The sequence below is a fragment of the Streptomyces sp. NPDC001868 genome, from assembly GCF_040297125.1.
GTDB lineage: Bacteria > Actinomycetota > Actinomycetes > Streptomycetales > Streptomycetaceae > Streptomyces.
The window spans coordinates 84,979-99,452 of sequence record NZ_JBEOYO010000002.1 but is presented as its reverse complement, the minus strand read 5'-3'; the positions used below and the strand labels follow the sequence as shown (position 1 = coordinate 99,452).

General features: G+C 71.7%; 8 protein-coding genes and 1 pseudogene. 2 read left to right on the top strand and 7 right to left on the bottom strand.

The genetic code is table 11. The features are described 5' to 3' along the window. Positions 1 to 67: 67 nt before the first annotated feature. The 4 genes from ABT147_RS02940 to ABT147_RS02925 form a co-directional block, all read right to left on the bottom strand. On the bottom strand, positions 68 to 2,086 hold the full coding sequence (locus tag ABT147_RS02940) for an ATP-dependent DNA helicase (protein WP_351402105.1): 2,019 nt from the start codon (positions 2,084 to 2,086) through the stop codon (positions 68 to 70). Between the two features lie 241 nt (positions 2,087 to 2,327). Next, positions 2,328 to 3,086 carry a GNAT family N-acetyltransferase gene (locus ABT147_RS02935; protein WP_351402103.1) on the bottom strand — a complete coding sequence of 253 codons (759 nt, stop codon included), beginning with the start codon at positions 3,084 to 3,086 and terminating at the stop codon, positions 2,328 to 2,330. Between the two features lie 100 nt (positions 3,087 to 3,186). Then, on the bottom strand, positions 3,187 to 5,469 hold the full coding sequence (locus tag ABT147_RS02930) for an IucA/IucC family protein (RefSeq protein ID WP_502983019.1): 2,283 nt from the start codon (positions 5,467 to 5,469) through the stop codon (positions 3,187 to 3,189). 524 nt (positions 5,470 to 5,993) lie between these two features. Further along, a complete protein-coding gene (locus ABT147_RS02925) occupies positions 5,994 to 7,361 on the bottom strand; it encodes a diaminobutyrate--2-oxoglutarate transaminase family protein (RefSeq protein ID WP_351402704.1) in 1,368 nt (455 codons plus the stop codon). A 502-nt stretch (positions 7,362 to 7,863) separates the two neighbouring features. Between ABT147_RS02925 and ABT147_RS02920 the strand changes: the two genes are divergently transcribed. Together ABT147_RS02920 and ABT147_RS02915 are read left to right on the top strand one after the other, a co-directional pair. Continuing rightward, the gene (locus ABT147_RS02920) at positions 7,864 to 9,096 is read left to right on the top strand and encodes a trypsin-like serine peptidase (RefSeq protein ID WP_351402101.1); all 1,233 of its coding nucleotides are present in this window, start codon (positions 7,864 to 7,866) and stop codon (positions 9,094 to 9,096) included. A gap of 127 nt (positions 9,097 to 9,223) precedes the next feature. After that, a pseudogene (locus ABT147_RS02915) lies at positions 9,224 to 10,333 on the top strand (trypsin-like serine peptidase). Positions 10,334 to 10,381: 48 nt separating this feature from the next. Here the strand turns inward: ABT147_RS02915 and ABT147_RS02910 are convergent. The 3 genes from ABT147_RS02910 to ABT147_RS02900 all read right to left on the bottom strand — a co-directional run bounded on the left by ABT147_RS02910 (position 10,382) and on the right by ABT147_RS02900 (position 14,321). Continuing rightward, positions 10,382 to 11,653, bottom strand: a complete 1,272-nt coding sequence (locus ABT147_RS02910; RefSeq protein ID WP_351402099.1) for a DegT/DnrJ/EryC1/StrS family aminotransferase — start codon at positions 11,651 to 11,653, stop codon at positions 10,382 to 10,384. Continuing rightward, complete coding sequence (locus ABT147_RS02905) at positions 11,646 to 12,938, bottom strand: Gfo/Idh/MocA family protein (RefSeq protein ID WP_351402096.1); 1,293 nt, start codon at positions 12,936 to 12,938, stop codon at positions 11,646 to 11,648. The genes ABT147_RS02910 and ABT147_RS02905 overlap by 8 nt, the downstream gene beginning before the upstream one ends. Positions 12,939 to 13,316: 378 nt before the next feature. Further along, positions 13,317 to 14,321, bottom strand: a complete 1,005-nt coding sequence (locus tag ABT147_RS02900) for a LysR family transcriptional regulator (protein ID WP_351402094.1) — start codon at positions 14,319 to 14,321, stop codon at positions 13,317 to 13,319. Positions 14,322 to 14,474 lie beyond the last annotated feature (153 nt).

The window sequence follows — 14,474 nt, the reverse complement described above, 5'->3', positions numbered from 1 at the left end:
GAGGTTCTGCCGCGCACCGCCCGGGGCCCGGCCCCCCCACCAACCGGCAACGGCCACCGGCCGTTCGTCATGCCTCTGCCTTCTCCGCTTCCTCTTCCTTGTCCTCGGCCTTCTCCGCTTCTCGGTCCTTCGCCGCGCTGTCGATCGCGGCGAGCGACTTACGGACCTGGTTACGGTCCGTCGTGTACCAGAAGTCGGGCAGTGACGCCTTCAGATAGCTGCCGTACCGCGCGGTCGCCAGCCGCTGGTCCAGTACGGCGACCACGCCACGGTCCCCCTGCGCGCGTACTAGGCGGCCGGCGCCCTGGGCCATCAGCAGGGCCGCGTGGGTGGCGGCGACGGCCATGAAGCCGTTGCCGCCCGCCTCCTCGACGGCCTTCTGGCGGGCGCTCATCAACGGGTCGTCGGGGCGCGGGAACGGAATCTTGTCCATGACGACCAGCTGACAGCTGGTGCCGGGCACGTCCACGCCCTGCCAGAGCGAGAGCGTGCCGAAGAGGCAGGTCTTCGGGTCGGCCGCGAAGCCCTTGATCAGCTCGCCGAGCGTCTCCTCGCCCTGGAGCAGGATGGGGTACTCGGGGATCCGGATGCGCAGCTCCTCCGCCGCCAGCTGCGCGGCCCGCATGGACGAGAACAGGCCGAGCGTCCGGCCGCCGGCCGCCTGGATCAGCTCTGTCAGCTCGTCCAGCATGTCCGTCCGGTCGCCGTCCCGCGCGGGACGCGACAGATGCTTGGCGACGTAGAGGATGCCCTGTCTCGGGTAGTCGAACGGCGATCCGACGTCCACTCCCTTCCACTGTGGAAGGTCGTCCCCCTGGGTGCCCTCCGGAGCCAGACCCAGGGACGCGCCCACGCCGTTGAAGTCGCCGCCCAGCTTGAGCGTGGCCGAGGTCAGGGTGACGGAACGGTCCGCGAAGAGCTTCTCCCGGAGGAGACCCGACACGGACATGGGGGCGACGCGCAGGGACGCGCCGAAGCGGTCGTGACGTTCGTACCAGACGACGTCCCACTCGGAACCGTTGCTGATCCGCTCCGCCACGTCGTGCACGCTCTCCACGGCCGCCAGCGCCTGCTTGCGGACGGCGTCCTCGTCCTGGACGGACTTGTCGCGTGTGCTGCCGATCGCCGAGATCACCGTACGGGCGGCATCGCGCAGCGCCATGAGGACGTACGCCAGGTCCTCGGGGACCTCCTCCAGGCGGCCCGGCAGAGCCAGCTCCATGACGCGCTCGAACCCCTCGGCGGCGGTCTGGAGCTGGTCGGCGACCTTCTCGTTCACGAGCTTCGCCGCCCGCTTCACGGCGCGGTTGACCTGGCCGGGGGTGAGCTCGCCGGTCGCCACGCCGGTCACCCGTGAGACGAGTTCATGTGCCTCGTCGACGATCAGGACCTCGTGCTGCGGGAGCACCGGCGCGCCCTCGATGGCGTCGATCGCGAGCAGCGCGTGGTTGGTGACGACCACCTCGGAGAGCTTCGCCCGCTCCCGGGCCATCTCCGCGAAACACTCGGCGCCGTACGCGCACTTGGTGGCGCCCAGGCACTCCCTGGACGACACGGAGATCTGCGCCCAGGCGCGGTCGGACACACCCGGGGTGAGGTCGTCCCGGTCGCCGGTCTCGGTCTCCTGCGACCAGTCCCGCAGCCGCAGCAGGTCCTGGCCCAGCTTGCTGGAGGGCGCGGCCGCCTCGAACTGGTCGAAGAGTCCCTCCTCCTCGTCCTGTGGCACGCCCTCGTTCAGGCGGTGCAGACACAGGTAGTTCGACCGGCCCTTGAGCATCGCGAACTCGGGGCGGCGGCGCAGCAGCGGATGCAGCGCGTCGACCGTTCTCGGCAGGTCGCGCTCCACGAGCTGGCGCTGCAGCGCCAGGGTCGCTGTCGCCACGACGACGCGCTCTCCCTGGGCGAGCGCGGGAACCAGGTAACCGAGCGACTTTCCGGTGCCGGTACCCGCCTGGACCAGCAGATGGGAGCCGTCGTCGATCGCCTCCGCGACGGCTTCGGCCATGGTCACCTGGCCGGGGCGCTCCATACCGCCGACAGCGGCGACGGCGGCGTGCAGGAGTTCGTGGAGTGAGGGCTTCGTCATAGCGCGACCACCCTACGGGGCACCACTGACAAACGGGTGGTCGAGGCGGACGCATGGGGCGGGAGGGGCGTGCGGGGCCTGCGGGGCGGGATCAAGACGGTGTTCTCTTCGACGGGAGGGACGGATTCTCGGGAGCCGGAAATCGGGTCGGCTCGATCGGGAACCGGATCGGCGCGGGCGGTGTACCAAATACGACGGCGCCGCAGCAGATCCACACGGATTCACACAGAGCTAGAGGTATCTACATCAGATCGCGCAGAAGCCGGTCTCTGATCATGAGGGCGGCCCGCTTGTCGGGCAGGTCGACCTCGGCGGAGAACCGGAAGCCTGCGCTCAGGAAAGCGGAGACGGAGGGAAAGTTGCGAAGGTCGGGTTCCGCGACGACGCGGGCGCAGGAAGGTCTTCTGTCGAGGACGAGATCGGCGACGGCACGGAGCAGGGTGGAGCCGAGACCCCGCCCCCGGTCTGCCACGGGTCCGATGAGGAGGTGGATGCCGGTGTCGTGCGGGCGGGCGGGGTAGTGGCGGGCGATGGGGTCGAGGTCCGCCCGGTAGATCTCCCAATAGCTCATCGGGGTGCCGTCCAGCAGACCGAGGCAGGGCATGCTGCGGCCGTCTCCGCCGAGCTGGGCCCGAAGGTGGCGCGCGGTCACGTCCTCGCCTCCGGCGAGCTTCCAGTAGGAGGCCACGGCCGAGTCGTTCATCCAGCGGGAGATCAGCGGGAGCTCCCGTTCGACGCGGACGGGGACGAGGTGCAGGGTGCCTGCCGGGGTGACGACCGGCCCCCAGTCGGCGAGGTGGTCGAGCAGCTCGCCATGGGCCGGGGGCGTCTCCTGTCCTGCCTCGTTCCTGCTACCGCACGAGTCGCGGTCCTCGGACAGGAGGGCGAGGAAGTCGTCGGGCAGGCGCAGTTCGAGCGTGTCCTCATTGCTCGTCGGGTCCGAGGCAGTGCCGGTACCGGTGTCGGTGCTCGCGTCGGTGCTCGCGTCGGTGGGAGCCACGGCGACGCTCCTCTCAGGAGATCGGGTGGGTCATGTTCCTCGGGGGTGAAGGGAGCCTGAGTACGGGGACGGGTGGGGTGAGCAGGGGCGAAGGTGCTGGTCAGCGATGAAGGGGGTTGGTGATGGTGACGTAGACGGACTGGGTGTCGACCGGGCCGACGAGTTCGTCGAGGCCGTGGAGGCGGGTCAGGAGGTTGGCCTTGCAGCGCAGGACGGGTGAGTCGAGGAGCCGGGCCGCAAGGTTCGTGTTCAGCCGGGCAGGGCCGGTGGCCACATCCGTGAGGAAGCGGCGGAATGCGGCGAGCAGGAGTCGCTCGTCGCCGAGGTGCTGGGAGCCGAACGCGCCGATGAGACCGAGCACGTTGTTGATGCCGAGGTAGTAGGCGAACCGCTCGTCCGCGACCTCGTCGGAGACGAACGTGTCGCTGTGCCCGCCGATGCCGGGCAGCCGGGCTTCGAGGTCCGCGCGGCGGGACGCGCGGAAGTAGTAGCCCTGGTTGTCGCGGTACCGGCCGCCGATGGGCCAGCCGTCGGGGTCCAGCAGGACGAGCGTGTTCTGCTGGTGCGCTTCGAGAGCGATGCCGGCCTCGCTGTCCAGCCACAGCACGGGCCGCACGACCTGTTCCAGATAGCGCAGAAACCACTCGACGGCGACGGTGCCTCGGGTACGGCCGGTGCGCCCGGCGAGGCGGGTGACGACATCGGCGAGCCGCGATCGCATGGTGAGGCGCTCATCGGGAGCGGCGCCACCCAGCTGGAGCTGGAGGGGGCCGCCGGGGTGCTCCGGCTCCTGGCCGTCGGTGTGGCGCCGCAGCTCACGGAGGGGGTCTGCGCAGTGGTGCGCTCGTCGCTCGCCACTGTCGTACGGCCTCGGTGACACAAGTCCCGCGACACAGCACGCGTCGTCCGCCGGGCCGAATGGGTTGTGCCGGATCACCACGTCCAAGCCGGGCAGGGGATCGCCGTCCGGTGCGGTGACCGCCAGCCAGGCCGGGTCGCGGACGATGTCGAACCCGGGGTGGGCAGCCTGCCACTGCTCGACCAGGCCCGTGCGCAACAGACGGTGGACCTCGACACCGCGGTGGAGTTCCTTGCGGAGGTTCTCACGACGGGAGTTGGTGATGCGTAGCCCCAGCGAGAGCTTCAGCATCGCGGGGGTGCCGGTGCGGTGGACGGTGCGGACGGAGGAGGTGGGGTGCCATGGGCCGCCGTGCGGACCCAGGTCCCGGAGCAGACCGGCGTCGAGCAGAGCGGCGACGGCCGGGCGGCGGCGGACCTCGCGGAGCTGCCAGGGGTGCAGCGGCAGGGCGGCGTAGCCCTCCGGCAGCGGCAGCCCAGGTCCGGCCAGCCGTGCGGTCAGCTGTTCGGCGGGGATGACACGACCGCGCTCGGTCCATGCCGAGTCGGTCGACAGGACGGAGGGTGCGATCGCCAGCCAGTGCAAGGGAAAGGAGCCGCGCAACTCCGGTGAGTAGAGCCGCGCTTCGGCTGTGGAGAGTCCCTCCCTGCTTTTCGGAGTGGGGTGCAGGGGATGGCCCAGGACGAGGGCCTGCTCGGCGGCGAGGAAACGGTCCGGGGTGTCGGCGGGTTCGGCTCGGCGCTCGGCGATGAACATGGCGACGCGGCGGGCGGAGTCGGTGACTCTGCCGACCAGGTCGAGATGGGCGAGCGGGGCACCTTGGCTGACCGGCGCGCGTTGGTCGCGTCGGTCAAGGCAGCCGGCTTGGTCGGGCTGGTCGAGCCGGTCGGGTTCGTCTGGTTGGCCAGGCTGGTCGCAGAGGCCGGCTCGGCGGGGCTGGTCCGGGTCGTCGAGTGGGGCCATCGGATCGAGGTGATCCGTTGGGCGGGTGGTGGGGGACGCGAGGGGGTGCGCCGGTGTGGGGTGGGGCTCGTGGGTGGCTGTCTCGTGCGGGGCTCGCGCGGCCGCCTCCCTGGCCAGCAGGGTCGCCACCGTGGCCGCGTCGACCGGGGGCGCGGCTGCGGGGGTGTCGGTGAGCTGCGGCGGGCCGAAGCGGTGCCAGCCGGTGGGGGACCAGTAGTGCACCGGGGCGAGAAGTGCCGTGCCTGTCGTGGGGAGGGGGATGTGGAGGGTGCCGTCGTGGGGGGAGGTGAGGTTGTGTTCGCGTACCCAGCAGCGCAACAGGTTCTCGACCGCTGCCGCCTGGGCCGCGGTGTGCGGGTCGGGGTGGTGCAGGGCGTCGGTGGCGGTGCCGGGCGGGGGCTCAGTGGTCCGGGTTCCGGCGGCTCGGCCAGAGACCGACTGATCACGCTCATGAGGTGGCTCGGCCGGATGGTGAGCGAGCGGGGCTTGGCGAGGGACTGGCTTGGCGGGGTACGGAATCCGCTCGGGCTGGCCGGCCTCCGGCTCAGCCTGACAGGACACACGCTCAGCCGGACCGGGCCCCGGGTCAGGCTGGCCCGCCCCCGACTCGGCCTGGCACGGCACACGCTCAGCCAGATCGGGCGCCCGTTCGGGCTGGTTGGGCCCCTGCTCGTCCGGACGGGCACTCCGGCCAGCCTCGCTGGGCTCCGGCTCGGGCTGGCGGGGCGATGGGGCCACCGGGGCAGGAGGCGGCTCGGCCATCAGCGCGCTCGCGGCTCGGGGAGTGCTGGGTTCCGTGGCGTTGTCGTGCTCGTAGTCGTGGTCATGCTCGTGGGTGCGGGCCTCGGGGGCGGGTGGCGGCTTCAAGGCGGTTCCTGGGGTTGCTCGTGCGGGAGGGCAGTCGCGGGTGGGTGCGGTCGAGCGGGGGCGGGGCTGGTGCGTAAGGGGTGCGGGGCGGTGGCGTGGTGGGGACCTGTGCGAAGGGGGTGCGGGCGGTGGCCGGGTGGGTCGGTGCCCGGGGTGCGCGGCTGGTTCGTGGGTGGGGTGGGGGCCGTGGTGGGTGGCCGTCCGGGGTGGCTCGGTGCTCAGCCCCCGGGCATGCGTCCGGGGCCTTCGGCTCCCTCGGGCGTCGGGCTCACCGGCTCTCGGGTTTCGGCGGTGGCCGCCACCGAGGCGATCGCGTCGGTGAGGCGGTCGAGTACGGCGTCGGTCTGTTCGTCGGTGATCGTGAGGGGTGGGAGGAGGCGGACGACGCCGGCGTGGCGGCCGCCGAGTTCGACGATCAGGCCACGTCGGAGGCACTCGCGCTGAACCTCGGTGGCGAGGGAAGGAGCGGGTGGGAGCGGGCCCGTGGCGTCGGAGGGAGAGGGTGGGCCCGGGGTGACCATGTCGATGCCGATCATCAGCCCCCGTCCCCGTACGTCGCCGACGCAGGTGAACCGATCGGTGAGGCCGCGGAGTTGGGCGAGCATCCGGGCGCCCAGGGTCGCGGCGCGTTCGGCGAGGCCGTTCTCGCGGACGTGGGCGAGGGTGGCGGTGCCGGCGGCCATGGCGAGCTGGTTGCCGCGGAAGGTGCCCGCGTGGGCGCCGGGCCGCCAGACGTCGAGGTCGTCGCGGTAGACCACGACGGCCAGGGGGAGGCTGCCGCCGATGGCCTTGGACAGGACCATCACATCGGGGACGACGCCACTGTGCTCGACGGCCCAGAAGCGGCCGGTGCGGCCCACGCCCGTCTGGACCTCGTCGGCGATCAGCGGGATCGAGCGGGAGGTGGTGATGTCGCGCATGCGGCGCAGCCAGCCGTCCGGGGCGGGGATGACGCCGCCCTCGCCCTGGACGGGTTCGAGGATCATGCCGGCGGGCAGCGGTACGCCGGATTTGGCGTCGTCGAGGACGGACTCGGTCCAGCGGGCGGCGAGTTCGGCGCCGCGTTCACCGCCGATACCGAAGGGACAGCGGTAGTCCTGCGGATACGGCAGACGTGCCACCCGTACGTCGTAGGCGCCTCCGGACGCTTCCAGGGCCCCGGCGGTCATGCCGTGGTAGGCGCCGGTGAAGGCGAGCATTCCGGTGCGTCCGGTCGCCGCCCGGACCAGTTTGAAGGCGGCCTCGACCGCGTCGGTGCCGGCGGGTCCGCAGAACTGGACGCGCGCGCGGTCCGCGAGCCCTGGCGGAAGGGTGCGGAACAGTTCGGTGGTGAAGGCGTCCTTGACAGGGGTGGCCAGGTCGAGGACGTGCAGCGGAGCGCCGGAGTCGAGCACCTTGCGGATCGCTTCGAGGACGACCGGGTGGTTGTGGCCGAGGGCGAGGGTGCCCGCGCCGGACAGACAGTCGAGGTAACGGCGGCCGTCGGCGCCCTCGATGGTCAGCCCGCGTGCGCGGACGGGCACGATGGGCAGGGCGCGCGCGTAGGTGCGCGCCGCCGACTCGCGGGCCGCCTGCCGCCGCAGGATCCCCTCGTGCGCCGAGCGCGCCCCGTCGTGCTCCCGTCGTGTGCGCGCCCATCCGTCCTCGTGTCCCGAACGCGCTCGCTCGGGCTCACGGCCCACCGGCGCCACCGTAGACTCGGTCACCGCCACGACTGCACTTCCTCCCGCTGCTCAGAGGCGAGTTGGCAGGGGTCGCCGAACACCGGCGGGTCCCCCGCACATACCAACGACGCGGCTCGCACGGGGAAGCGGGTGAGGCGAAGATCCTTGCCGTGACGGAACCGTTGCCGTTCCCTCGGATGTCCCCCACAACGACCGCATAGTGTGTGGTGCCGTTCCGAAGGACACGGCGCGGCGGATCCGTACCAAGCCGCGCGTACGACGCCTACGTACGAAGAAGCAGAGGTACGGAGCCGCGCGAATGCCGTGTCGGCTACGTACAAGGGGGCGGTGGGCGCGCGGAGGAACCGTGCGCGAACCGCTCGGCAGCACAGATTTCTCTTACGCCCCAGGGGGAGTTCAGACCATGCGACCCATACGACCGCCCTTCGCCACTCGTCGTGGGAGGAGCACGCGCCGTAGAACCTCCCCCGTTCTGGCCGTGGTCGGTCTCGCGACGGTTCTGTCGTTGACCGCCACCGCGTGCGGCTCGGGTGAGACCACGGCGGGCGCCGACGCGTCGGCGTCCGCGCAGGACAGCGCCGGCTCGGGCGACGGCAAGATCCAGATCCCGGACGACCTCAAGGACAAGCTCAAGGAACACGGGATCGACCTCGACAAGTGGCGGGGCGGGGCCTGGAAGAACTGGGACAAGGACGACTGGCTGCGCGAGGCCGAGGACTACGTCAACCCGATCATCAAGGACCTGTGGGACCCGGACCGGATGCGGGACGCCGAGGAGCCCGAGAAGGAGGTCGACGAGAGCGACCTCACCGGTGACCAGGGCGTGACCGACCCGACGCCGGAGTCCGTCGACGCCGAGGCGGTGCCGGCGAAGTACCACGCCAACGCGGCCGAGGCGGGCAAGGTGTTCTTCGACTCGCCCGAGGGCACGATGGTCTGCTCGGCGACCGTGGTCCAGGACCCGGCCAACCCGGGCAAGTCCAACATGGTGTGGACGGCCGGGCACTGTGTGCACGCCGGCAAGTCGGGCGGCTGGTACCGCAACATCGCCTTCGTGCCCTCGTACAACGACAGCGGTCTGTCGGCGTCGGAGCTGCAGACGGCCACCAAGCAGGAGGTCGCTCCGTACGGCGTCTGGTGGGGTGACTGGGCGCAGACCTCGGACCAGTGGATCGAGCAGGGCGGTCAGACGGGCGGGGACGGAGCGCCGTACGACTTCGCGGTGATCCATGTGACGCCGGAGGAGGGCAGTGGGGGCAAGTCGCTGGAGGAGATGGTCGGTTCGGCCCTGCCGGTGGACTTCGACGCGCCCGCCGTACCGCAGGTGAAGAGCATCACGGCGACCGGCTACCCGGCCGGAGCTCCGTACGACGGCGAGACGATGTACCAGTGCACGGACAAGCCGGGGCGGCTCTCGCTCGTCGAGTCCGACCCGACGATGTACCGCATCGGCTGCACCATGACCGGTGGTTCGTCCGGTGGTGGCTGGGTGGCGACCGGTTCGGACGGTGCGCCGGCTCTGGTGTCCAACACCTCCATCGGACCGGTGAGTGCGGGCTGGCTGGCCGGGCCGCGGCTGGGCAAGGAGGCCGAGGGTGTGTACCAGGCGGTGAGTGACAAGTTCGGGTCGCAGTGACGCCGCGCACTGGGTGACGGCTGGGGAGGGCGCGTGGAATCGGTAGGTCGCGCGCCCTCCGCCGATCCCCCGGCGCGCCCGCATAGTGGGCGTGACACACGGATGGTTCCGACGGGGGTCGAGAACCATGCGTTTCTCAGATCGGCGGCACCGCCTGCTCGCCGCCACCGGATTCGCCGCCACCGGGCTCGTCGCGGCGCTCACGCCGGCCGCGACCGCCTGTGACTCGGGCGACGGAAGCGCGGGCGACAAGCCGCCCGGCACCGCCGCGTCCCGCACCGCGGACAGGGCCAGCGACAGGGACGGCGACGGCATTCCCGACGTCCACGCCGACAACATGGCGGAGCACGGCATCGATGTCGGCGACTGGAGGGACGGGAGCTGGAAGGACTGGGACCGGGACAAGTGGATCGGTGGGGCGAGGGACTTCGTCAATCTGGTGATCGAGAACCTGTGGGACGCGGAGCGGATGCGCGGGGCCGAGGATCCGGGGAAGACCGTCTCGTTGCGGGACGCCTCCGCCGACCGGGGCGTCAGTGCCCCTGGTCGGGCACGGTCGTCTCCGATGTGAACCATCCCGGGGAGTCCAACCTCGTGTGGACCGCCGGGCATTGTGCGCACGCCGGCGCGGGAGGCGGCTGGATCCGCAACATCGTCCTCGTCCCGGCCTACAACGACCTCGGCAGGTCCGCGGAGGAGTTGGCCGGGGGCGCGTCGGCCGAGGAGAGCGAACCGTTCGGCCAGTGGTGGGCGGACCGGGCCGCGACCTCGGACGAGTGGATCGCGGGCGGCTCGGACGAGGGTGGGGCCGGTGCCCCGTACGACTACGCGGTGCTGCGTGTGCGGCCCGAGTCGGGCGACAGGTCCCTGGAGGAGACCGTCGGGACGGCCCTGGATGTGGACTTCTCCGCGCCGTCCGCCTCCGAGACCCAGGCGGTGGGTGCCTGGGGTTACCCAGCCGCGCCGCCGTACAACGGGCTGGCCATGTTCCGGTGCGTGGACAAGCCGGGGCGGCTCTCCCTCGATCCGTTGCTACCGACGATGTACCGCATCGGGTGCACCATGACCGGCGGTTCGTCCGGCGGTGCTTGGTTCCGCATGGTCGGCACCGAGCCCCGGCTCGTGTCGAACACGTCGATCGGCCCGGCCGACGACACCCTGGCTCGCGGGGCCGCGGTTGGGCGACGGGGCCAGGGCGTTGTACGGCGAGATGAGTAGCTCGTACGGCGGTCGGTGAGCGTGGCGGAGAGCGTCGGAGGTCGGTGAGCGCGGCGGAGGGTGGCTGTCACACTGCCGCTCTCGGCCGGCCGGCGGCCCAGTCGCGCAGTTGACCGGCGTGGCAGGCGAGTCGGTCGAGTGCCTGGGGCAGGTGTTCCTCGGCGCCGGGGCGGAGCATCGCGGTGTGCGGAAGGATCACGGAGGAGTCGTACAGGCGGGCGCAGTGCGGGAGTCGGGCCCGGCGGGGGTCGATGGCCTCCCAGTACTCCTGGGAGAGGTGGTGCCGGGGCTTGCTGTGCGGCAGATAGGCGGGCGAGGTGTCGAGGGGGCGGTAGCAGGGCTCGACGGGGACGCGGAGTTCGGCGGCGAGGGCGGCGCGGACGGTCGCCACGGGGATGTCGCCCAGGAGAGGCGAGTCGGGGATGTACGACAGGGCCAGGGCGTGTCCGGGTGGGCGCTCGACCTGGGGAAGCAGCAGGGCGGGGCGCAGGAAGCCGGAGGCGAGCGCCGCCTCGCGCCAGCGGCGGGTGACCGTCTCCCGGCGTCGGCGTTGTTCCGCGAACCGGTCGCACTGGGCGAGCAGGATCGCCGCCTGCCATTCCGTCATCCGGTGGTTGCCGCCCTGGAGGGGCCGCCAGCCGGGCGGTGAGCCCGCCGGTGGGCGTCCGCCGTCGCGGAGGCCGGCCAGACGGCCCGCGAGCAGGGGGTCGGCGGTGGCCACGCAGCCGCCCTCGCCGGCGGTGAGCGTGTTGCTCATCCCGAAGCCGAAGCAGGACAGGGTGCCGACCGAGCCGGCGCCGTACCCCTCCCAGCGGGCGCCTGGCGCGTGGGCGCAGTCCTCGATCAGTGCGAGACCGTATCGGGCGGCGAGGGCGGCCAGGGCCATGAGGTCGGGCATCGTCCCGTAGAGGTGGACGGCGACGACCGCTCGGGTCCGTTCCGTCATGGCGGCCTCCACGGCGGCCGGGTCCAGGCACCAGGTGTCGGGGTCCACGTCGACGAGGACGGGTACGGCGTTCGCGTCCAGGACCGCGCCGGCCGTCCCCGGCCGGGTGAGGCCCGGGACGATGACCTCGTCGCCGGGGCCCAGGCCCAGGGCCTCGCAGGCGAGTTGGAGGGCGATGGTGCCGTTGCTGACGGTCAGGACGCGGCCGATGCCCTGCAGGGCGGCGAAGCGTGACTCGAAGCGGGTGCAGCGGGTGCCGCCGTGCAGCGACCACTGGCCGTCGTCGAGGACTTCGCGCAGCATGCGGGCTTCCTGCGGCCCGCGCTGCGGCCAGCGGGGCGGGTCGGCGGCCACCGGCTCACCGCCGAAGAGCGCGAGAGAGGTCTCAGGCACGGCTCGCCTCCTGTGCGAAGTCGTCGTCAGAGGTGGGGGTCGTCGTGCGGGCGCCTGGGTGTCCGCGGACATCCGCCTTTCCATGGACGGCCCCCGCCTCCCGGGCGTCCGACTGCCCGGGAACGGTGGTGCCGTGGGCCGAGCGCTGGAGCCGGTCCACGATGTCCTGGACGTGGATGGCTTCGGCGGCGGTCACGGGCACCGGGCCTCGGCCGAGACAGGCGTCGACGAACGCGGCGATCTGTCTCCGGTGGGCGAGTCGCAGGTCCCCGGGCTTGCCGGGCAGGGGCAGCCGTGTGTGGCGTGGGGCGGGCGGGTTGGAGTGGGACAGCGTCAGAGGGAAGACCTCCAGCGCTCCCCGGTCGCCCAGCAGCCGCACCCGCACGGTCTCCTCGTCCGCCGGGTGGGCGGAGTACGAGGTGGAGAGGCTGAGCGCCATCCCGTCATGGCAGCGGACGAGGGCGGTGTGCCCGTCCCCGACTCGGCCGGTCCCCTCCCCTCGGCCGAGGTCCCGTTCATGGGCGGGCCGGAGCTCGTGAGCGGGCCAGAGCTCGTGAGTAGGCCAGAGCTCGTGGTTGGGCCGGAGCTCGTGAGCGGGCGAGAGCTCGTGGGTGGGCCAGAGCGTCTCGACGGCCTCGGGGAAGCCCGTGATCCACATGGCCAGGTCGAGCAGGTGAATGCCGATGTCGGGGAGGGGGTCGCAGGCCCCGTACGGGGCGGGCGGGGCGTCGGCGGCGAGGGGGCGGTCCAAGAATCCGCCGCCGACCTCTTCCCAGCCCCAGCCCCGGTGCCGGCCCCGACCCGGCGCCTCGCCGCCGTGTGACCCGATCAGTTGGATCTCGTGGACCTCGCCGATCTCACCCGCGTCGACGAGGGCGCGGGACATCTGGGCCTCGGTGAGGTGGCGGTAGGGGGAGGCGAAGGTCAGGACGCGGTGGTGGGCCGTGGCGGTCTCGGTCAGCCGGGCCAGGTCCGCGGAGTCGGTGGCGGCGGGCTGGTCGCAGAGCACGTGGCAGCCGGCCCGGAGGGCGGTCGTCGCCAGCGGGGCGTTCAGGTGGGGCGGGGCGCAGAGGGTGACGAGGTCCACATCCGTGGTGGCGAGCATCTCCTCAAGGGACGTGAAGACCTCACGTACGCCCGACCGGCGGGCCAGGGCCCGGGCTCGGTCGTGGTCGGGGTGGACCACCGCGACCAGGTGCACGCGGGGGTCGGCGGTGTGGGCGGCGGCGTGGTCGGTGGAGGCGATACGGCCGCAGCCGACAATGGCCGCGCGGAGATTCACCACGGTGAATACCCTTCAGCGATGCGGCGGCCGGAGACCATGGCCCGATGACCATGGCGGCCCGGCCGGGTGGCTGGTCCTTTCTTCCGAATGCTCGCAACGCCGAACTGACGGCGTCCAATAGATTCGTTCATGCCGGGATGGAATGTTTGCCGACGAGTCGAGTAGAGCCGAGTCGGCTGGGGCTGAAGACCGGGGAACAGAGACCAGGGACCGGGGACCGGGAAGCGGGAAGCGGGAAGCGGGAAGCGGGAAGCGGGAACCAGCGACTAAGGAGAAACCATTCGGCGCCATTCGCACCGAGGGATTCGAAACCGTGAATTCGAGAACCAATTCGACGGACTGACGCATTCCGGGTTCACTACCGGAGTTCCGGCACACTCACGGATCGACCCCCGTATCCCCCGCCCCGCCCGCACCCTCCGCCCCCGACTCCGACTCCGACCCCAATCCCGACCCCGACCCCGACCCCGCGTCCGTCGCCCCGGCCTCCGCCCCCGCGACCGTCTCCGCGCAGGCCGTGACGAAATCCGCGACCACCTCACGGTTGTCGGTCGCGCGCCAGGCCACGGCGACGTCCGTGGGTGTGATCTTGTCGATCGGCAGGCAGACCACACCGGGGCGGGGATAGAAGCGCGCGGTCGAGGCGCCCGTGAGGCAGACGCCGAAGTTGTTGGCGATGGCCTCCATCCACTCGTCCGTGCTGTTCACCTCCGCGCCGATGACCACGGGATGGCCGTCCCGGTGGTCGAGCGCCAGCCAGTAGTCGCGCCAGACCCCGGACTCCACGGGCACGGCGACGAACGGCTCGTCCAGCAGTTGTTCGAAGCGCACCACGTCCTGCTTGGCCAGCGGATGCCCGGCCGCCATGAGGACCCAGCGATCCTCGGTCAGCAGTACACGCGTACGGATGCTCGACGGCCCGTGCGGCAGCGGCAGCCTCACCAGGGCCACGTCCACGTCGCCGCCCGCCAGTCCGGCGGTGGGGTCGATCCACGGCGCCTGGGTCATCACGACGCGCCAGTCCGGCCGGATCATGCCGAAGGTCGCGAGGATCCGGGGGGTCAGCTCGCTGGCCGCGTTGGCGATGAACCCGACCCGCAGCGTCCGCTCCTCCGTCGCCGCCGCCTCCTGGGCCGCGCCGAGGACGCCCTGCCAGTCGGCCAGGATCCGGCGCACTCCGGGCAGCAGCGCCCGGCCTGCGGCGGTCAGGGTCACGGAACGGCTGGAGCGCTTCAGCAACGGCAGCCGCAGGCCTCGCTCCAGTTGTTCGATCTGTTTGGAAAGCGCCGGCTGCGTCATGTGCAGGCGCTGCGCCGCGCGGGTGAAGTGAAGCTCTTCCGCGACCGCGACGAATGATCGCAGCAAGCGCAGATCCACATCCATGCCCAGAGGTTATCAACGAATTTATTGGACATCGCGCGCCCCGTACTGCGACATTCGAATGGCCATCGCGGACGGCTGATGAACGGCCGCCGCACGGGACGGCCGATGGGCCGCACATGGCAAATCAGTACGAGTCCGCGCGATGCGATACCG

Excerpts from the sequence above, each read along its gene's own strand:
- ABT147_RS02940 (WP_351402105.1), bottom strand. The coding sequence starts at position 2,086 with ATGACGAAGCCCTCACTCCACGAACTCCTGCACGCCGCCGTCGCCGCT.
- ABT147_RS02920 (WP_351402101.1), top strand. The coding sequence starts at position 7,864 with ATGCGACCCATACGACCGCCCTTCGCCACTCGTCGTGGGAGGAGCACG.
- ABT147_RS02900 (WP_351402094.1), bottom strand. The coding sequence starts at position 14,321 with ATGGATGTGGATCTGCGCTTGCTGCGATCATTCGTCGCGGTCGCGGAA.